General features: G+C 64.4%; 20 protein-coding genes and 1 tRNA gene. 16 read left to right on the top strand and 5 right to left on the bottom strand.

The features are described 5' to 3' along the window. Positions 1 to 161 precede the first annotated feature (161 nt). The 13 genes from MRBLWH10_RS04175 to MRBLWH10_RS04115 all read left to right on the top strand — a co-directional run bounded on the left by MRBLWH10_RS04175 (position 162) and on the right by MRBLWH10_RS04115 (position 12,229). Positions 162 to 374, top strand: coding sequence for a hypothetical protein (locus tag MRBLWH10_RS04175; RefSeq protein WP_341941736.1), 213 nt, complete (start codon positions 162 to 164; stop codon positions 372 to 374). 616 nt (positions 375 to 990) lie between these two features. Continuing rightward, a complete protein-coding gene (locus tag MRBLWH10_RS04170; protein WP_341941735.1) occupies positions 991 to 2,301 on the top strand; it encodes a hypothetical protein in 1,311 nt (436 codons plus the stop codon). 296 nt (positions 2,302 to 2,597) lie between these two features. Further along, positions 2,598 to 3,602: a hypothetical protein gene (locus MRBLWH10_RS04165; protein ID WP_341941734.1), complete on the top strand. Its 1,005-nt coding sequence runs from the start codon at positions 2,598 to 2,600 to the stop codon at positions 3,600 to 3,602. A gap of 5 nt (positions 3,603 to 3,607) precedes the next feature. Further along, complete coding sequence (locus MRBLWH10_RS04160; protein WP_341941733.1) at positions 3,608 to 5,338, top strand: hypothetical protein; 1,731 nt, start codon at positions 3,608 to 3,610, stop codon at positions 5,336 to 5,338. Between the two features lie 18 nt (positions 5,339 to 5,356). After that, a complete protein-coding gene (locus tag MRBLWH10_RS04155; RefSeq protein WP_341941732.1) occupies positions 5,357 to 5,725 on the top strand; it encodes a hypothetical protein in 369 nt (122 codons plus the stop codon). After that, entirely contained in the window at positions 5,715 to 6,134 is a 420-nt protein-coding gene (locus MRBLWH10_RS04150) for a hypothetical protein (RefSeq protein WP_341941731.1), read from the top strand. Before MRBLWH10_RS04155 ends, MRBLWH10_RS04150 begins: the two co-directional genes overlap by 11 nt. A 12-nt stretch (positions 6,135 to 6,146) precedes the next feature. Then, positions 6,147 to 6,542, top strand: coding sequence for a hypothetical protein (locus MRBLWH10_RS04145; RefSeq protein ID WP_341941730.1), 396 nt, complete (start codon positions 6,147 to 6,149; stop codon positions 6,540 to 6,542). Positions 6,543 to 6,761: 219 nt separating this feature from the next. After that, positions 6,762 to 7,058 (top strand): hypothetical protein, encoded by a 297-nt coding sequence (locus MRBLWH10_RS04140; protein WP_341941729.1) that lies wholly within the window; start codon positions 6,762 to 6,764, stop codon positions 7,056 to 7,058. Next, entirely contained in the window at positions 7,058 to 8,728 is a 1,671-nt protein-coding gene (locus tag MRBLWH10_RS04135) for a hypothetical protein (RefSeq protein ID WP_341941728.1), read from the top strand. Before MRBLWH10_RS04140 ends, MRBLWH10_RS04135 begins: the two co-directional genes overlap by 1 nt. After that, positions 8,721 to 9,080 carry a hypothetical protein gene (locus tag MRBLWH10_RS04130; RefSeq protein WP_341941727.1) on the top strand — a complete coding sequence of 120 codons (360 nt, stop codon included), beginning with the start codon at positions 8,721 to 8,723 and terminating at the stop codon, positions 9,078 to 9,080. The genes MRBLWH10_RS04135 and MRBLWH10_RS04130 overlap by 8 nt, the downstream gene beginning before the upstream one ends. Further along, on the top strand, positions 9,081 to 11,225 hold the full coding sequence (locus MRBLWH10_RS04125; protein ID WP_341941726.1) for a carbohydrate binding domain-containing protein: 2,145 nt from the start codon (positions 9,081 to 9,083) through the stop codon (positions 11,223 to 11,225). A gap of 11 nt (positions 11,226 to 11,236) precedes the next feature. Next, positions 11,237 to 11,437, top strand: a complete 201-nt coding sequence (locus MRBLWH10_RS04120; protein ID WP_341941725.1) for a hypothetical protein — start codon at positions 11,237 to 11,239, stop codon at positions 11,435 to 11,437. After that, positions 11,438 to 12,229, top strand: coding sequence for a fibronectin type III domain-containing protein (locus tag MRBLWH10_RS04115; protein ID WP_341941724.1), 792 nt, complete (start codon positions 11,438 to 11,440; stop codon positions 12,227 to 12,229). A 61-nt stretch (positions 12,230 to 12,290) separates the two neighbouring features. Here the strand turns inward: MRBLWH10_RS04115 and MRBLWH10_RS04110 are convergent, their stop codons facing one another. The 4 genes from MRBLWH10_RS04110 to MRBLWH10_RS04095 all read right to left on the bottom strand — a co-directional run bounded on the left by MRBLWH10_RS04110 (position 12,291) and on the right by MRBLWH10_RS04095 (position 15,857). Continuing rightward, a complete protein-coding gene (locus MRBLWH10_RS04110) occupies positions 12,291 to 12,494 on the bottom strand; it encodes a YegP family protein (protein ID WP_341941723.1) in 204 nt (67 codons plus the stop codon). A 398-nt stretch (positions 12,495 to 12,892) separates the two neighbouring features. Next, the gene (locus MRBLWH10_RS04105) at positions 12,893 to 13,852 is read right to left on the bottom strand and encodes a type II secretion system F family protein (protein ID WP_341941722.1); all 960 of its coding nucleotides are present in this window, start codon (positions 13,850 to 13,852) and stop codon (positions 12,893 to 12,895) included. Then, positions 13,849 to 14,706, bottom strand: a complete 858-nt coding sequence (locus MRBLWH10_RS04100; RefSeq protein ID WP_341941721.1) for a type II secretion system F family protein — start codon at positions 14,704 to 14,706, stop codon at positions 13,849 to 13,851. The genes MRBLWH10_RS04105 and MRBLWH10_RS04100 overlap by 4 nt, the downstream gene beginning before the upstream one ends. Beyond that, positions 14,703 to 15,857, bottom strand: a complete 1,155-nt coding sequence (locus MRBLWH10_RS04095) for an ATPase, T2SS/T4P/T4SS family (protein ID WP_341942560.1) — start codon at positions 15,855 to 15,857, stop codon at positions 14,703 to 14,705. Before MRBLWH10_RS04095 ends, MRBLWH10_RS04100 begins: the two co-directional genes overlap by 4 nt. 150 nt (positions 15,858 to 16,007) lie before the next feature. Between MRBLWH10_RS04095 and MRBLWH10_RS04090 the strand changes: the two genes are divergently transcribed. Continuing rightward, a tRNA-Leu gene (locus MRBLWH10_RS04090) sits at positions 16,008 to 16,089 on the top strand. A 75-nt stretch (positions 16,090 to 16,164) separates the two neighbouring features. After that, positions 16,165 to 16,908 carry a DedA family protein gene (locus MRBLWH10_RS04085; RefSeq protein WP_341941720.1) on the top strand — a complete coding sequence of 248 codons (744 nt, stop codon included), beginning with the start codon at positions 16,165 to 16,167 and terminating at the stop codon, positions 16,906 to 16,908. A gap of 11 nt (positions 16,909 to 16,919) precedes the next feature. On the opposite strand, the gene MRBLWH10_RS04080 is transcribed toward MRBLWH10_RS04085, so the two are convergent. After that, positions 16,920 to 17,768: a Ku protein gene (locus MRBLWH10_RS04080; protein WP_341941719.1), complete on the bottom strand. Its 849-nt coding sequence runs from the start codon at positions 17,766 to 17,768 to the stop codon at positions 16,920 to 16,922. 58 nt (positions 17,769 to 17,826) lie between these two features. Here MRBLWH10_RS04080 and ligD point away from each other — a divergent pair, with 58 nt between their 5' ends. Next, the gene (gene ligD, locus MRBLWH10_RS04075) at positions 17,827 to 19,776 is read left to right on the top strand and encodes a non-homologous end-joining DNA ligase (protein WP_341941718.1); all 1,950 of its coding nucleotides are present in this window, start codon (positions 17,827 to 17,829) and stop codon (positions 19,774 to 19,776) included. Positions 19,777 to 19,810: the final 34 nt, after the last annotated feature.

The raw sequence follows: 19,810 nt of genomic DNA, 5'->3' as shown, positions 1-19,810 counted from the left end.
GCCCTGGTGAACAAGGAGAAGCAAGTGAGCAATACCAATCAACTAGTTGGGGAGATCCCATCCGCTCACGCGGCATATAGCCAGACACGTCCATTGGTGTGTGCGTGCGGTGAACCAATCCATAACGGAAGCGTTTGGGTCATGACCAAGGAGGAAGACAAGTGAACGCAGCAGTACGCGCAGCCATTGAGGCGCGCATATCCGAATTGGATACACGCATCCAGCAGAGCGACGAGATCATCGCGAGCTATGACCAACAGCTATCCAGCCTCACGATGTTGCGTGACGCCGAGGTGGATAAGTGGGACGCGCTAGAGGCTGAGCACAATGCGCTGACCGCTGCATTGCCTGAGGTTGAGGAGGAGAGCGAGTGAGCTACATGGTGGGTGCCCTTACGCCAGAGATACGGGCCAAGGTCGAGAAGGGCGTAGCTCCCGCATTCATCCACAAGGATGGCACTGACTATGTGGTGGTCTCCTACTCCTGGACAGATGACTTCATTACGTACGAGATCGAGCCGGTTTTTTAGATCGAAACACAGCAATCCCCGCCTTCGGCTCTAATACGCATCTCTCTCCCCGAATCCAGAACGGAAACCATGAAGAAGCTAAAGAAGTACTTTCGCAAGCGCCGCATTGCCCGCTACATGCGCGAGCTAGAGGAGCGAGCCGTTGCGCGAAAGGCTGTCTACCGTCAGGCCCATGATTACGGTGGGTCACTTTCACGCCTGAGTAGTTGGGTCGCTGGCAAGGAATGACTGACCTACCCGAGCCGGTCAGGCTGCATCCTCTCCGCGAGGAAGCCGCGTGGCTGGCGCTCCGCGATTCCGGCATCCGACCTCTCTATGAGTCCGACCTCTCGACCAACCAACAGGCGCGTGACGAGTTCCTAGTTGGAGCCTGGCTCTTAGGACTCCTGGACACCGTGCACCCTCAGATGCTCCGCGTTGCCGATATGCTCAACGCCGGGAAGCTCATGAACGCTGTAATCATGCCGCGTCGATCCTCCAAAACCACAACCCTCTTCTGTGTGCTCCTTGGACGGTGCTTCCTGAGGCCGGTCCACTACGCCGCATTTACGCTCCTCACGACTCAGAAGAAGTCCAGCGAGCGTTACCGCCTGGACGTGTACGGACCCATCGCGCGCCGCTGGCCGGAGGATGACGCACGCCCCGTCAAGCTCATCCGTTCGAACGGATCTGAGCGCGTCGAGTTCCCGAATGGCTCCGTGCTCTCCGTACTCTCGCCGGACGGTGACGCGGTGCGCTCCGGCGCGTACGACACGTTACTTCTCGATGAGGCGGGCGAGTGCTCACCGGAGCGCTGGGAGGACATCATTGGCGCGGTCATCCCCGCCTTCGACACGCGGCCTGAGGGCCAACTAGTCCTTGCCGGTACAGCCGGTGACTACCGTGGCGGCTCCGAGTTCTGGAGCACGCTGCACGACGAGCGCGCCGGACGTGTCGCTTACATGCTGCCGGATGACACAGACCCGGATGAGCTGGAGCGCTGGGAGCCGGATGAAGACCACCCGCGAGCGCGAGCGCGCGAGCTGACCGAGCAGATGCATCCCGGCATTGGGACGCTCACGACGCTGGACCGCATCCAAAACAGCTACGAGCGGCTAGGCGTGAAGAAGTACACACGCGAGTACTTCAACCTCTTTGGAGCTGAAGGCGGTAGCACCGCTTTGGTTCCGCAGCCTCTCTGGATCTCCAGTGCACTCCCGCTTGACAGTCTGACGCCGGCTGATAAACCAGCCGTCTCCAGCATTGTTTTCCAGGTCAACCGCGATGCGGACTACGCCTCCGTAGCTCAGGCTTGGAAGGACAAGGACGGGCGGACGCACGTCGCGCTCCTGCATCACCAGACGGGCGTGAAGGGCCTAGCAAAGACGCTGGTCATGACCTCGCGCAGCCAGAAGCGCACGCTGATCTTCGACGGCGGAGGAGCTGGTGGCGCAGCGAACGCCAACATCATTGCCGAGCTAGAGACCGCGTCCCCCCGCCCTGCCTCCCGCGCGCTCACCCCGCGAGAGTCGCGCCGCGCATCAGTCCACTTCATGACTCTCCTCAAAGAGGACCGCCTCCGCCACTATGACCAGCTAGAGCTGAACTCAGCCGTGGAGATCGCCGTCAAACGAGCCTGGAGCACGGGTACCGGCTGGGGATTTGGCACACCCAAGGGTCAAGATGACGCCGACATCACACCAATTGAGGCCGCTGCATTGGCCGTATACGCGCTGGAGACGGAGCGCCCAGCTTCAACCGGCGCAATTATCGAGTTCTTCGACGCCGCATAAGCGCAAAACTCAGTCACTTTAGGCGCTAATACACCCGCGTATTTACGCCTCTGCACGCGCATTTGACGCATTCTCATCCGAATAGACCCCGACCTTTTCGCGCGATCCTGGATATGTATCTACAGGGCTGCCCGCCTGGGTTTCTTTTCTCACTTTGTTTACCAGGCGGGCGGCCTCCAAACAGGAGAAGCATGGGTTTTTGGAATACCGCAGGACGCTCCCTCATTGGCCTACCGCCAAAGGTTGAGGCTCTGCCCGCCAATCTCGCCTCCCCGTGGGCTGAACCCAATAGCCTCATGCCCGCAATCGTGGGTGACCTCTGGGACTTCCCGACTGAGATAGTCACCCCTGAGATAGCGCTCCGCGTACCCGAGGTCAACCGCGCTCTCCAGGCTCACCAGGCCTTGGTGGCTCCGCTCAAGTTCGTGGTCTACCGCGACGGCGTCGAGGCCGAAGATCAGCCGCTCTGGATCTCCAACTCCGCCTCTGGAATCTCACCCTTCATCCGCTGGAACGGCGTAGTTCGGGACCTCTTCCTCCACGGCTCAGCCGTTCTGGGTTGCGAGCTGGACGCATTCGGCCTTCCTCGCGACATGATCCACATCCCGCGCGAGCACTGGGAGATCAACCGAGAGACAGGCCAGGTGGAGGCAGACCCTGCCGTTATCCCCGCGCGTTACCGTCAGCGCCTGATCTACGTGCCGCTGGGGTCTAACGGTCTTCTGGTGGATGGCATCGACTCGATCCGCCAGGCCCGCAAGCTGGAGCACTCCAGGCAGGCCCGCATTGACGCGCCACCGGCTGCCACCGAGCTACACCTAACCGACACACTCCACGACGAGATGACTCGCGAGGAGAAGGAGGCACTGGCAGACAACTACTCGGCCAGCCGCAAAAAGCACGCCGTCTCCGTCACGCCGTCCTACATCGAGGTCAAGGAACACAACGGCCAGGCTGTGGACCTCTTTGAAGCAGGCATGAACTCCCTTCGCCTCCAGCTCGCCATGCACACAGGCGTCCCGGCTTCCTTCCTGGAGGCGGGCAAAGAGGGCGGCTCAGCAGGTCAGATGACCTACACGAACGAGAACAACAAGGCGTCTGAGCTATGGGTCTTCGGCTCCGCTCGTTTCGCCTACGCCATCACCGCAGCTCTCTCCATGGACAGCGTCGTAGGTCCCAACGCTGAGGTCCGCGCTGACCTGTCGGACTTCATGGTGCCAACGCCTAGCGAGCTATCCCCTGAATCCCCGGTCACGGCTCCCGAGCAGCCATCCCCCGTGACCTCAGAAGTAACGGAGTAACCCCTATGTCTGATCAGATCCAGGCCGACGTATCGGCTGAATTTAGTTCTCTAGCTCCTGAGCTAGATACAAACGAGGCTGGCATGTTCCAGCGCGTGGAGGGGACCCGCATCATTCGCGGGCTACTCCTGCCGTTCGGGGAGCTGAGCAATCCGAACAAGTCCGGCAATGCGCCTATCGAGTTCTCCGCTGCCAGCATCACCGTCCCGCGAGATGCCTCCGTGGTCACGCTCAACGTTGAGCATGACCGCTTCACGCCGATTGGCCGCGCCACCTCTCTAGAGGTCACAGACGCCGGAATCGTCGCTGAGTTCACCGTGGCCGACACGGACGAGGGAGACGCGTATCTCGCGAACCCGGTTCGCAAGCTCTCCGCCGAGGTGGCGGGCATCGTCCGCGACGGAGCCAAGGCCCTAGCCGCTCGCCTGACCGGTGCCGCCGTCGTCAAGCAGGGCGCGTTTGCCAGCGCCGGACTCTTCTCCGTCGCTCCTGACGACGAGGTACAGGAGCGCTCCGCCGACGAGCTAGAGGCCGACGAGCTGGAGCAGATCCTCCAGCGCCTCCAGGCCGTAGAGGAACAGCTCCGCGCTGACGCCGCGCGCCTATCAACCACCGCTGACCAGGTGTCAGCGGTCGCCAAGCCTACTGCCGCCCCGGCAGAGGAACCCGAAAAAGAACAGGAGTTCTCAATGAGTGACGAAGTCACCACAGACGCCGGGGCACAGGTCCCGGCAACCCTCATGGCCAACGTCCCGGCCAAGGCCAAGGACGTAGACCTCAACGCGGTCTATTCCGCAATGTCCGCCGTCAAGAGCGGCACACCCGGACAGAGCGCCGACCAGGAGACGTTCCTGGCTGCACTGGCTGACATCACGACTCCGGCACACGTCACGTCCGGCGCGATCCCGCCGACCTTCGCGGGCAAGCTTTGGCAGGGCAAGCGCTACACGCGCCGCTACATGGATCTCATCGCGCATTCAAACGGTGGCATCTCCTTGGGTGGACGCAAGGGCTGGAAGATCGACCAGGGCACCGCTCTAGTCAAGAAGGTTGCGAACGCGGGTCAGAAGGTCGAGCTTCCCACCGGATCGGCTACGACTTCGCTCTACGGTTCGACACTCGACAAGTACGGCTTCGCGGCTGACATCGCGTTGGAGTGGCAGTACCTAGAGGGTGGAGCCGACGTGCTCGCCGCCTTCTGGGAGGGCGTCATTGACTCCTACGCCAAGGAGTCAGACGAGGATGCGCTACGCGCCATCTTCAGCGTTGCCGCAAAGACCAGCACCGCGCTTGACCGTCTGGTTGCACCTGGCACCTTCCCAACTCAGTACCCGGCTGCAATGGGCCAGCTCATCCAGGGCATTGACCTGATTTCAGACAACGGCGACGATGCGTCATTCGCAATCGTCAACCCTGCCGCATGGACGCAGCTCCTCTACACACCGAAGGATCTTGTTCCTGAGTTCGTGGAGTTCGGCGTTGGCCTTGGAACAGGTGAAGGCACCGCTGGAAAGGTCCGCGTAGTCAAGGCTCCACAGGCCTTCTTCACCGGCACCGTTGCCGCTAACCCTCAGATCATCGTTGGCGCAAAGAACGCCATTGAGATCCGCGAGCAGCTTGCAGAGATCGACGCTCTAGAGGTCGCCAAGTTCGGTGTAGACCGCGCTCACGTCGCCTTCTTGGAGACCTTCGTGGTTCGTCCGGAGAGCCTGGCTCTCATCGGAACCAAGCCGTAAGGCCACGGGGCGTAAGTCATGACCACTACTTGGTACTCCGTCGCCACGCCTGAGGAGGCACAACGTCTCCTCAGCGCGTGGTCTGACGCGCCCGTGGAAAACGCCGAGCTATGCGGCTTTCTCCTGGACATCGCCAAGGACCAGGTCCTGGCTTACGCCCCTGCCCAAACGCCGAATGAGGCGTTCCTGGCTGCACTGGAGGACGACGCCGTACCGGCGCGCTACGTCTACGCGCAGCTAGAGCAGGCAAAGAACCTCTGGAACGCCGGACGCGCGCAGCAGGACGGGGGCGTAGGTGCAGAGGGCTACTCCTTCACACCGCGCCCGCTGGACAAGACGATCCGCAGCATCATCCGCCCGACGAGCGGAGTCGCAGATGTCTTCTGAGCTTGTCAACGTCGCCGCCGACCTAGAGGCGTATTTGGTCGATACCTGCCCTCCCGAATGGCGCGTGATCAACGGTGAAAAGTACGGGTCCAGAGTCAACGGGATTGTCCTCGCATATGACCAGTTGGACATCACTACCAGCGTGCTTGGTACCGACGTGACACCTGGGTTTGTCGCCGTTGGCTTTGACCTCTACCTCATCGCGCCGGAGACCGACGCCGTAAAGGGCCTACTCCGAGTGACCAGCGCAATGGCTGATCTCTACCGCGCTTTGGACCAGACGGACCAAATCCCGTACGCAGACGCGCAGCGTGGCCGCCTGGAAACAGGCGAAAGCACATACCGCCTGCCCGTGGCCGTCATCACCACGTATCTCCCAATCACACCACTTGAAACACCCGCTCCCTAAGGAGGGAACAAAATGGCCGCTATTGCCGCAAACATTCGCATCGTCACCGCAACAATCTCCATCGGTACGGACGACTACACCGCCCACATTCAGGACTATTCGATTGACCCGACGCCGGTCACTGCGGAGTTTACTGACGTCTCCGGAAAGACCACCCGTCTAGCCGGTCAGTCTGCCTGGAATGTCACGCTCAACGTCGCCCAGGACTTCGGAGCAACTGGCCTTGCTCGCAAGATGTTCACCGACGAGGGCAGCAACGTTGTCCTCAAGATTGTGGACGGTCCCACCACCTGGACACAGACAGTCACCCTGGTTGCTCCAAAGATCGGTGGAGCCACCAAGGCCGTAGGTGTCAGCACGGTCGTGCTGCCGTGCACAGGCCGACCAGTACCAACAGTCTCGGTATAAGTCATGGCGAGATTGTCCGGCTCCGGTTCGATCTCGCTACTCATTGACAGTCCGCTACGAGACCTAGCGCTGGCAATGCGGGCGGTCCCGACCGAGATAAAGCAACAGATTGGCTCTCAGACCAAGTCGGCTGCAAAGCCGATCTGGTTTGAAGAGACACGAGGACGCGCCGCCACGCGCATCCAACAGCGTGTCCTAGTCAACTCCGCTGACGTCTCCGTGACCGCCCGCAACATCACCTTCAAGTCCGGTGGCAAGGGACGCCTATCCAGTGGTGTCCCTGTCTCTGCTCTGGCTCGCTCCGCAGAGTTCGGCATGAACTCCGGAAAGCAGATCGCCAGCACGTCCAAGAAGGGCAAGGCGTACACCCGCTCAGCGGGTAACACGTTCGGTCCCAACCGACGCGCCGGAAACGTCGCGTTCCCAGCCGCCCGCGAGGCCATCCCGCGTGTGGCAAGCCTCTGGGTGCAGACCGCACGCAGAACCATCCATGAAGCCCTGGAGGAGGTCAGCTAATGGCACGCGGCGAAATCAAGATCCCGATGGCCGTCGATACGGGCGGCATTGAGAAGTCAATCAAGAACGGCCTAGTTGAGCCTCTAGAGGACGCGGAGGACGCGCTCAAGGCGCTGACCAAGGTAGACGCCGGACGCGACCTAGAGCGCGATCTGGACAAGGCGCAGGACGCCACCGAGGACCTGAAGGAGGAGCTGGAAGACGCACGCTCCGACCTCAAGAAGCTTGGCTTTGCTGCCAAGGACGCAGGCGACGACGCTAAGCGCGGCTTCAAGGGCGCGGAGGATGGCGTCAAGGAGATGGGCGAAGAGGCCAACTCCACCGCCAAGGAGGCGGCTGCATCCTTCGACGGTTCGGCGGAATCGATCCTGGACGCGTTCCAAGAGGTTGCCGCCAACGCCTTTGCCGGGTTTGGCCCGGCTGGAGCGCTTGCTGGTCTGGCCATCGCTGCCGGTATCGGTATCGCCGTGGGCAAGTTCCAGGAGGCTGAGGAGGCCGCTGAAGAACTCCGCATGAAGGCCGTGGAGTACGCCTCTGACGCCGTCGAGGCGGGCGTCTCAACGGAGGCCTGGATCTCCAGCGCTGGCCGTCTGGTCGAACGCATCCGTGAGTTGGAGGAGGCCAAGTCCACGGACTTCCGTTGGTTCTGGGAAGACGATCCGAGCCAGCTTGAAGAGTGGTCCGACGCGCTCAAGATCACCGGCCAGGGAGCCGACGAACTAGGCAAGGTTTTGGGGAGCACGGATGAGGCCGTGCAGGACTACCGAGACGCCATGCAGGACGCGCGTGACGCGACCGTAGAGCAGGGTGAGGCGCTGGCCGCAAACACCGCGCTTGCCGATGAGGCAGGCATGGCAAAGGTCCAGGCCCTTGAGGACGAGATTGCTGGATATGACGATCTCCTTCAGGCGCTGGACCAGGAGATTGACACTCGTGAACAGTCTGCCGAATCCGCACAGCGTCAACGTGACGCGGGCGTGGAGCAGGCCCTGGCCACCGCAGCCGCTGAGGAGGAGAAGGCCGAACGCATCGCGTCGGCTGAGCAGGTTGTCCAGGACTCGGTGACGAGCGCATACGACTCCATGCGTGATGCTGCCACCGAGTACGCCACGACGGAAGACGGCGCACTCGATATCAACCGTTGGTTGGAGTACACGCAGCAGCACGCCGCTGCCGTCGCCACCTACCAGGCCAACCTCCAGTCCATGAAGCTCAGCCCAGACCAGTGGAGCAACCTCATGGAGATGCCTGAGGACGCCCGCATGCAATGGGTCTCCCAGTTCGTCGCACTCCCTGAAGCTGCCCGAGACCCGTACGCCGCAGCCCTCAATGATCTAGGTAGCTCCGGTGGCTCTTCCGCAGCCGTCGCGTTTGACGACTCCTTCAACCCGAACGCAGACGTGGAGATCAACGCCGAAACCGGAGCCGCTGAGGCGGATCTAGAGGACGTCTCCCGAGACCGTACCGCAGAGATCAAAGTCAAGACGACCGGCAAGGCGGAGGCCAAGTCCGACCTAGAGGCACTGGCCAAGACACGTCACGCGACCATCAACGTCCGCGCCGACACCTCAGACGCCAACGCGTCCATTAACACCATGCGACGTAACCAGGAATCGCGCCCCGTTTACGTCACCGTCAAGGCCCGAAACGGAGGGTCACTCCTTGTCTAGTCACATCATCACCGCATCCAACGGGGCAGGCTCCACCAGCCCTGAGGCCGTCGCCGGATACGACGCCTCCCGAGACTCACGCAATCGCATCCACGATCTTCTGGACGGCTCCATTGGCGTGTCCTACATCGCCCCGCGTCCGCGCTCCGGAGATCTGGTGACGGTCTACACCAACCGCGTCCAGGCCTTCGCGGCATATGCCCTGTACGCAGAGGAAACGTCCTTCACACTGACCTCCAGCGACGTCCCCGAACTCGGTATGCGATTCGTGCTGGACGGCTCTTTGGACATCGAGCAAGACGACGAGCTGACAGACGTCTGGTATGTCCGCGTCGGCTTCCAGGAGGTCTAAGTGGCCTTCGAGAACAACCCGAACGCAACGGCAACAATCACGGTGAGCACGCCCGTAATCATCGTGCCCGCACACAAGGAGACGATCTACACCGAGAGCTTCGAGCTGAACATTGGAGGCCTTCCCGCCTTCCAGGGCAACACAGAGGCCTACTACCACGGTGACTCCGAAGGCCATTCGGGTGCGGGCATGGCCGAGGTTTACCAGTTCGATGCGGGCGCAATGTCCATCACGTCCGCTCAGACGTTCCCGCTTATCGTCGGGCACGTCTACGAGGTATCCGCGTGGGTGTTCTCGCCGTTCGGTCCCAAGTCCGCAGGCATCACCGTGGGCGCTCAGGCCGCAACTATGGGTATCGCCGGAGACGACTGGACCCTAATGACAACGGTCTTCACAGCGACGAGCACCACCGGAAGCTTCACGCTAAAGGGAACATCCACGGGTGACACGTTCCTGTACTTCGATGACGTGCGCGTGGTTCACCGCGTCCCTGCCGTTACGACACTCACGCCCACACTGAAGCTGTCTGACGGTGACCTCGCTCTGGACTCCGGGCGGTACCCGTACGCACAGGCCAGCGTGGAGGTTCCCCTCACCGATGAGGAGCTACTGGAGCAGATCAAGACAGGCCAGCGGGTCACGCTCAACGCGACCTCTGGCGATGTGTTGGGGATAGCTGCCAATCTCACACTCCGTAAGCGCACCGTTTCGCACGATGCAAAGACGATTCGCCTGGATCTCGCCTCAGACGAGGCGCTCCTAGAGGCATGGGCAGACATCGCGGATGACTCGACACCGCGCACACATGAGGCCAATCTCCGCAACCTGACCAACTACATCCTCAACAAGGCGATCCCCGGAGCATCCCTCCAGGCCGGTACAGCAAACGCTGACCTCACTGCCACCTGGGACGCCGAGAACCTACAGACGAACCCGAGCGCGGGAGCGAACCTGGACGGCTGGACCGTATCAGGTGGCACAACCTCACGCCTCACTGGTATGAGCGTTCCGAGTACGTCGATCACGACCGCTGTCAGGGGCACCATGACAGCAGGCGCAACAGGTGGCCTGTACTTCAGCGGCGGCGATGACAGCGGCGTATCCGGGGGCGTCTACAACGTTCGCCTCAGCGGTAAGCAGCTCTACCGCGTATCGGCGTGGGTGCGCACGTCCGTGCCCAAGACGATTCGTCTCAGCGTCCAGCAGCGCAACACCGGCAACACCCAATCCGGAACCAATCTCAACGGGCCTGACTTCACGACTACGGCGAACACCTGGCACCGCTTGTCCTTCGTCTTTCAGGCGTACCCAGACACGGTGCGGGCGGGCGTCTACTGCTACCTGTCTAGTGGGACCTGGAGTGCGTCGCAGACGATGGACATAACCGGAGTCATGATCACCGAGGGCACCACGGACACGCCGTCCTTCGACGGAAGTACGACGATTCGCACGGATCTGTATGCCTACACCTGGGATGGCACACCGCACCTGTCCACGTCCAAGCGCACCGCCCTAGTTGAACGCTCGCCCGAGCTATTCACCTGGCGCGCGGGTGAGAACGCATGGAAGTTCTTGGAGCCGTTGACGGCTGCCGCTGGATTCCGTCTCTTCTGTGACGAGCAGCGGCGCTGGTGGCTCATTGACCCCGTTGACTACTCGGTTCCAGGTCGATTCTCCGCACGACCAGACAACACCGTCCAGGGTACGGACACCATCGACGCGGACGACGACGAGTCCGGCTATGACGGCGTCGTGGCCACGTTCCGCTGGACCGACGCAGACGGCCTGACGCAAGTTGCCAAGGACGCTGCCGGGATCAAGGGCAAGGTCAAGCCGCTGGAGTTCACCACGCCGTACCCAGGCCCTGGGGTTGCTGCCGCTCACCTCGCCAAGATTCAGGGTTTGGGTCGCGTCCAGGATGTCACGACGCGTACGGACTACACCGTGCGACCAGGCCAGGAGATCCAGATCGACCTCCCCGGTACCTACCCGCAACTAGGCACGCTCGCCCGCGTCAAGTGGGAGCTGACTACCGGCCTTCAAACCCTGGGATCTGCGCGACTCCGCGAGACCCCTCCCGGAGCTATCGACCTCCTCAACGGAATCATCGACGCGCTGCCGGGATCAATCGACAGCCTCACGTAAGGAAAGCACAAATGGCAATTGGCGACGACGCAGCAGCGGCAGGACTCCCCCTAGTACCTGGTACCGCTCCAGCGAACACACTCGAAACGCTCATAAACGAGACGCGCGACTTCATCGGGCGTCTCATGAAGAACCTTCCGCGCAAGGTCACGGTCTCCACGACCGCACCGACCAGCCCGCAGGAAGGGGACGTCTGGATCAAGGTGACCTGATTGGCTACCTTCAACGCAGCCGCAGGAGCCGCAACCCTCCAGATCAATGCAGACGTCGCCGCTGTATCCGGCAACTCTTCACTAGTGTCCTGGTCACTGTGGCTCTACTGCTACAACGGCCAGTCTTTCCACCTGAACAACACCATAGGTTGGTCTACAAGCATCGCCGGTAACGGCTACTCCGGCACGTTCAACTTCGACTTCCGAAGCACCAGCTCCAAGCTCATCGCGTCCGGCTCCACCTGGGTCGGGCACGACGCCAACGGCTATGCACAAATCTATGTCTCTGGATTCAAAGGAGTGGACGGTGCGGGTGCAGTAGCGGACAACGTGTCAGTAGGCGGCTACGTCGATCTGCCGCGCATCCCCAAGCCGCCCGCCGTGAACGGCTCGCCGGTCGCATCCAACCTCACGCCGACATCGGCCACGATGACATGGCCAGCGAACACCAACAACAACGGTGCTGCCATAGACCAGTACCTCCTCCGCATCAACAAGGTGGCCCCCGCCGACACCGTCCCGTACACGGACTACCCGCTGGGACCGTCCACCTTCTCGCACACGGTCACCGATCTGATTCCGGGCACTCAGTACTACGCGACTGTCTACGCCCACAACTCAGCGGGATACAGCGGCAAGGCCACAGATACGGCCTTTAAGACGCTCTCTGGTGCCTACGTTCGTCGAGGGTCAGAGTGGCGTCCTACGGAGGTCCTAGTCCGCAAGGGCGGGCAATGGGTCTCAGGTGAGGTCTACACCTGCAAGGGCGGGGTCTGGAAACCAGCCAGCTAGCGTGTGGAGACGCGAAAAAGCCGGGGGTGCCGAATCGCTCCGACACACCCCGGCCTAGGTCCTACTGGTACAGGGACACGTCGAGGATTCGCGCACCAGGTGCAACGCGCTTCACGGCGGCGATACCGTTCTGCGCACCTGCCTTCGTCTGGTACATCTCCGACACGGCGATGACCTCGCCGTTCTCCGCCTGGAGCGTCCAGTAGTACTGGGTGTTGGTCTGCGTCTTGCCCGTCGTCTTGTACAGGTTGAATGAACTAGTCATCTCGAACTCACTTACAGTGACCCAAAGAAAGCCGAGAAGGGGTTAGGCTACAAGTCTCCCGCCAGAGAGAAATGCGACCTACGTCCCGGCACCGTCCGACGTGGGTCGCTTTTTTGCGCCGACCGGTAGTACAAGCCTACATATGGGGACTGACGCCGAAGCTTTTGAAGTGGGGTAGTAGTTACATCCGTGTAGTTTTCCACCGTTCTCCACCGATACAACACAGCGTGAGCACCGTTTCATCTACAGCGGGCGAACCCGCCTTTCGGTGCTAGTACCGCGAGATTTCAAGGGTCTTCGAGACTGGGAGACGTTCCATCCACAGGGGGCACGCTACGCGCGGCATCCGGCATTCGGTTTTCTGTGGAAACTGCGTTCCGGCGTGTCGCTAACGGTTCTCACGCTTCGCGGGTGGAGGATGCCAGCTCAAATCGAGCGGAACCTACCCCTAACTTGACTTTCGCGAAGAGAACGCTCAGCGGGAGGATGAGGAACACCAGTGGGAGGAGCATCAGGATCTCCTTGCGCCCCGCCTGCTCGATGAGCGTGCGCTTCGCGTCTTCGCGCGCATCGCCGGCCTGGGCGTGCAGCACCGCGGCGAGGGGTGCGCCGTGCTCCAACGCGGACACGACCTGGTCGACGGCTCTCGTGAGCCCGGGCAGCTGGAGCCGGGACGCCATCTCGCCGAGCGCATCGGCCAGAGGCGACCCCGTCCCCACGGCCAGTACGACCTGTCGGAGTTCGGCGGTCAGCTCACCGGAGCCGATCGCGGCGACGCGACGGAGCGAGTCGAGCAGTCCCTCCCCCGCGGAGAGGCACAGTGCGAGGAACTCCAACGTGGTCGGCAACTCGTCGGCGAGCCGCACTCGTCTGGCCTTCGCCCGCGCGGTCAGCTGCATGTCGTACCCGAGAGCGGCAGCACCGCCGCCGAGCAGAGGCAGCATCGCCACGGGCGCGGTCATCCGCCCGAGGAGGACCAGCGCGATCAACACCACCGCGCCCGCGCCGATCCCCGCCAGCATCCAGCCCAGCTGCCGACCGCGGAAGGCCGCCGGGTCCGTGCGCAGACCCGCCTGGGCGATGCGCTGGCGCAGCGCCTCCCCGCCCCCGAGAACCCGTTCGAACACCGCCAGCATCCACTGCCAGGCCGTGCGTCGCGTCGCGGGCAGCACACCTACCCGCGGAAGAACGGCAGAGGGCAGGGCGTCATCGACGACGACGTCTCTCACGTACGGCGCGATCCGCACCGTCAAGGAGGCCGCACGCCATCTCGGAAGGGTCGCGAGGATGCAGAGCGCGCCGATCGCGAAGCCGCCGCCGGCGAGGATCGCGACCGCGATCGCGGAGAACCCGCTCATCCGAACCACCGCCCCGGCTCCGGCAGCCGTCCGATCCGGACCATGATGCGGTAGGCGCTCACCGACACCGCGGCTCCGACGCAGATCACCAGCATGCCCTCCGGGGTGCCGTATGCCGATGCGCCCTCCGGTCTCATCACGAGAAGCCCGAGGATGATCCACGGAGCGACGGAGCCGAGGACGGCGGCTCCTCTGATCCACGACTGACGAGCCTCCACCTCGCCGCGGAGTGCCGCGTCCGCCCGCACGGATGCGGAGAGAGCTCGCAGCACACCAGTGAGCTCCGTTCCTCCGACCTGTCTCGCCATCCGCAGCGTCTCGACGATGCGGTCGGCGATCGGATCGGCGAGCGAGTCCTTCAGCCGGTCGAGGCTGCTCTCGAAGCGCCCGGTCGCGCGAAGATCCCTCTCGAACACGATGAAGGCCGGACGAAGCATGGACGGCGCCGACTCGGCGAGGTTCGCCACGGCGTCAGGCAGCGACAGCCCCACCCTGATCGAACCGATCAGCAGGTCACAGACATCGGGCCAGAGCAGCCGTCGAGCTTTGCGCAGGCGAAGACGCCGCGAACGCAGGAACGCGACCGGGACTCCCGCGCCGGCCGCGCCGGCGAGAGCGGAGAGCGCGGAGAGACCGGTGAGCAGCCAGGCGACCGACGCCGCCGTCAATGCCGTGGCCACCGTCGCCGCGACGATCGCCCGCGTGCCCAGCGACGCGAACCCGGCTTCGCCCGCGAGGCGAGCGAGTCGCCCACGCCCTTCCACTCGAGGCGCCTCCGTGCGGCGGGGCCACAACCACGGCGAGGCGCAGAGCAGCACCCCGGCGGCCAGGACGGCCCCGAGCAGCACGGTCATGCACCGACCTCCACGCGTCGCAGCTCCCCGCGGGTGCGCGTATGCCGGGTCGCGTCCGCACCATGCTCGTACAGGGTCCTCGAGACGATCCGGCCGTCGACGACCTCCCCCGTCGGCGCGATCACCTCCCGCACCCTTCGTGTGCCGTCGAGGTCACGCCCGCAGTGCACCACGAGATCGACGGCCATCGCCAGCGCCGGCGCGATGAACGCCCGATCGATGTTGCGTCCGGCGAGCAGCGGCAGCAGGGTCAGCTTGTCGAGAGCGTCGGCAGCCGAGTTCGCGTGCACGGTGGCCGCTCCGGGCACGCCGGTGTTGAGCGCGAGGACGAGATCGAGCGCTTCGGCGTCGCGCACTTCGCCCACGACGAGCCGATCGGGGCGCATCCGCAACGCCTCCTTCACCAGTCGCCTCAGGGTGATCTCGCCCGTTCCTTCGAGACTGGCCTGACGCCCTTGCAGCGCGACGAGATCGGGGCCGTCCACCGCGAGCTCGAAGGTCTCCTCCACGGTGATGATGCGCTGCCGGTCTGCGCAGGCGGCAAGCAGGGCCGCGAGGAGAGTCGTCTTGCCCGCGTGGGTCGCCCCGGACACGATGACGCTGCGTCCCTCGCGCATCGCCCGCCTCAGCGTCGTCGCGAGCCCTTCCGGAAGCGCTCCCTGCGCAGTCAGCGAATCCAGCGTGCGGTGACCGGGGAGGAACTTACGGATGTTGAGCGCCCAGGATCCGCGCACCACGTCGGCGATCGCGACGTGCAGCCGCGAGCCGTCGGGAAGGGAGGCGTCGACGAACGGCTGGCCGATGTCTACCCGGCGCCCCGTCGACTGCAGCATCCGCTCCACGAGATCGCGCAGCGCCGTCTCCGTCAGGCGCAGATCGACGCGCTCGGCGACGCCGCCGCGCGCGACGTGGATCCGTTCGGGGCCGTTGCACCAGATCTCCTCGATCTCGGGGTCATCCAGCAGCGGCTGCAGAGCCCCGAAGCCGCTGACGGCGGCGAGCACTTCGCGCACGCACCCCGGCTCGTCGTCGATCATCGCCTCGCCGCGTGACAGCGCGGCATCGTTGAAGCGGCGGACCTCGGCGAGCGCCACTCGGCGGGCCGCATCGGGATCGATCGACGGATCGGTGCCCTCGGCGCGCAGCCGCATGCGAAGGCGTTCGGCGACGAGGACGGAGGGTGGGAGCACCCGAGCATCCTCGCAAGATTCGCAGAACGGCCGCGGAAGTTATCCACAGCCCGGGTCCGGGCGGATGCTCAGGATCGCTCTGGACGGCGGTCAGTAGACTGATTCCACCGCGCGGGAGTGGTGAAATTGGCAGACACGCAGGATTTAGGTTCCTGTGCCCTAGGGCGTGTGGGTTCAAGTCCCACCTTCCGCACAACGGATGCTGCCGCATTCGGATAGTCGACCGCCGACCAGCAAAGACCGACGGGAATCATCAATGTTCGAAACCATGCTCCACGCCCCCACCGCGTTCCTGCCGGACTGGCTCAGCCCGGCGAACATCATCGATTGGGCCGGCCCTTGGGCGCTCCTGGTCGTGTGCTTCATCATCTTTGCGGAAACGGGCCTGCTCGTCGGCTTCCTGCTACCCGGTGACACCCTGCTGATCATCGCCGGGCTGCTCACCCACACGAGCAACGTGTTCGGGATGAACATCTGGGTCGTCTCGCTCCTGATCGCCCTCTCCGCGTTCATCGGCGGCGAAGTCGGCTACTTCATCGGCCACAAGGGAGGACCGGCGATCTTCGAGCGCAAGGAATCGGGGCTCTTCAGCAAGAAGAACGTCGAGCGCACGAATTCCTTCTTCGAGCGCTTCGGCGGCATCACGGTCATCCTCGCCCGTTTCGTGCCCATCGTGCGCACGTTCGCACCGGTCGCCGCAGGTGTCGGCCACATGCCATGGCGCCGCTACACGCTCTACAACTTCATCGGCGCGATGATCTGGGGCTTCGGTCTCACGATGATCGGCTTCCTCATCGCCTACATCCCGTGGATTCGCGACATCGTCGTCGAGTACATCGACTTGATCCTCCTCGCCGCGGTCGCCGGAACTGCACTGGTCACGCTCTACCACTACCTGTCCGAACGGTACAAGGCGAAGAAAGCCGCCGCGGCCGGCGAGGACGTCGTGACGGATGCCGCCGAGGCCCGGGCGCTGGCGCTCGACCTCGACGGCGACGACAAGAAGAACTGAGCCGGGCCGGTTCAGCCGACTTTCTTCTTGCCCTTCTCGGGTTTCTCCTCGGCCTCTCCGCCGCTGGCGCGCGCTTCCTTCGACCGCGCGACGCTGGCGCGCAGCGCCTCCATCAGGTCGATGACCTCTCCGCCTGCCGCCTCGGCATCCGATTCTCCGAACGTCACGGCCGCGTCGAACGTGTCGCCCGCCTCGATCTTGGCGTCGATGAGGGTGCGCAGCTCCTTCTGGTACTCGTCGACGAACGCCTCGGGGTCGAAGTCGGCCGAGTAGCTCTCGACGAGAGACGAGGAGAGCTCCAGCTCCTTCTTCGAGATCGTCACGTCCTCGTCGAGGACCGGGAACTCGGCCTCTCTGACCTCGTCCGCCCAGAGCAGCGTCTGCAGCACCAGCACCTTCCCGCGCACGCGCAGCGCCGCCAGCCGGGTCTTCTGGCGCAGCGTGAACCGCACGATCGCGGTGCGATCGGTCTGCTCGAGCGTCTTGCGCAGCAGCACGTACGCCTTCGGCGACTTCGAGTCGGGCTCGAGGTAGTACGGCTTGTCGAGGGTGAGCAGGTCGACCTGGTCGGAGGGGACGAACTCGACGACGTCGATCTCCCTGCTCTTCTCGGCGGGGAGCGCGGCGAGGTCGTCCTTCGTGAGCACGACGGTCTGCCCCTCATCGACGTACGCGCGATCGATGTCGGCGTACGCGACGGTCTCACCGCACACCTCGCAGGTCCGCTGGTAGCGGATGCGTCCGCCGTCCTTCTCATGCACCTGATGCAGCGGCACATCGTGGTCCTCGGTCGCGGAGTACACCTTGACCGGCACGTTCACGAGACCGAAGGTCAGTGCGCCCTTCCAGATCGTCCTCATCACACCAGTAGACACCAGTCACACCCGTCACGACCAGTCCCTTGACTACGCTGGCGTCATGGTCGCGGATGCTCAGCTGGTGCAGGTCGACGGCCGCCGCCTGCGCGTCACCAACCTCGACAAGGTCGTCTACCCCGAGACGGGCACCACCAAGGGCGAGGTCATCGCCTACTACACGCGGATCGCACCGCTCCTGCTCCCCCAGCTCGCGGGCCGTCCTGTCACCCGCAAGCGCTGGGTCGAGGGCGTGGGCACCGCCGCACAGCCCGCCGACGCCTTCTTCACCAAACAGCTGGAGCGGGGAGCGCCGTCGTGGATCCCCCGGCAGGAGATCCGTCACTCGGACGGCCCCAAGGAGTACCCGCTCGTGGAGGAGGTGGCGACTCTCGTGTGGCTCGCGCAGGTGGCCGCGATCGAGCTGCACGTCCCGCAGTGGCGCTTCACTCCCGACGGACTCCCCGGTCGCCCCGACCGTCTCGTCCTCGACCTCGACCCCGGTCCCGGCGTCGAGCTCGCGCAGTGCGCCGAGGTCGCCCGGATCGCGCGCGGCATCCTGTCGGGCATGGGCCTCGACACCGTCCCCGTCACGAGCGGCAGCAAGGGTCTCCACCTCTATGCGGCACTCCCCGGAGCGCAGACGAGCGCGGAGATCTCCGAGGTCGTGAAGGAGCTGGCCAGGATGATCGAGAACGAGCACCCCGAGCTGGCGACGAGCGTCATGGCGAAGGCCGCCCGCGGCGGCAAGGTGTTCCTCGACTGGAGCCAGAACAACGGCAAGAAGACGACGATCTCCCCCTACTCGCTGCGCGGCCGGGCGCAGCCGTGGGTCGCGGCGCCCCGCACCTGGGACGAGCTCGACGATCCGGCTCTCGCCCAGCTCGACCTCGACCAGGTCCTGGAGCGCGCGGCAGACGGCCTCGACCCCTTCTCCGGGTTCCGCCCCGCGAGCGCGGGCCCCGCGGGTGCGGTAGCGGCTCCGATGCCCGCCCCCGCCCCACGCCGCGCGCACGTGCGCATCCCGCGCCCCGCAGAGCCGGGCACTCCGGCGCCCGTCGCCCCCATGCTGGCCGAGAACGGCACCCCCGCCATCGCGAGAGGGCTGAGCCCGCAGCCGTGGGTGGAGGTGAAGTGGGACGGCATCCGCGCCCTGGGCACGTGGTCCGGCGGACGGATGCTGCTGCACGCCCGCAGCGGCACCGACATCACGGCGCGCTACCCCGAGCTCACCGCCGACGGCGCCCCCTTCCTGCCCGTCGCCGACGCCGTGCTCGACGGCGAGATCGTCGCCTTCGACGGCACGGGGCGCCCCAGCTTCTCCCTGCTGCAGAATCGGATGCACCTGACCAGGCCGCGGGAGATCGAGCGGGAGGTGGTGCGGACGCCGGTGCTCTACCTCGCGTTCGACCTCCTGCGCCTCGACGGGCACGACCTCACCTCGATGCCGCTCGCACAGAGACGTACGCTCCTGGAGGACGTCGTCGCCGATCTCGACGCCCCGGTGCGGGCCCCTCCGGTCTTCGACGACATCGACGCGGCCCTCGCCGCCAGTCGCGAGTTCGGGCTGGAGGGCGTGGTCGTGAAGGATCCCTCCTCCCGCTACCGTCCGGGGCAGCGGTCGCCGTCCTGGCTCAAGCTCAAGCACACGCGGATGCAGGAGGCGGTGATCGTCGGCATCCGCCCCGGCAAGGGCGACAGGGAGGGCACGATCGGCTCGCTGCTGCTCGCCGTGCCCGATCCGATCGCACTGCGCTACGTCGGCCGGGTCGGCACCGGTTTCACCGAGCGGATGCTGCACGATCTGCTCTCGCAGCTCACCCCGCTGCGCGTCGACGCTGCGCCCCTGGACGGCGTTCCGGCCCTCGACGCCTCTGACGCCCTCTGGGTGCGTCCGGAGCTCGTGGGCGAGGTGGAGTTCGCGAACTGGACGCCCGACGCCATCCTCCGCCACGCGCGGTGGCGCGGCCTGCGCCCGGACAAGACCCCCGCCGAGGTCGTCGTCGATGCGTGATCCTCCGCGCGAGTGGCGGCGCGCTCTAGGATGG

Source organism: Microbacterium sp. LWH10-1.2 (genome assembly GCF_038397765.1).
Classification (GTDB): domain Bacteria; phylum Actinomycetota; class Actinomycetes; order Actinomycetales; family Microbacteriaceae; genus Microbacterium; species Microbacterium natoriense.
This window is presented reverse-complemented; position numbering and strand designations above follow the sequence as displayed.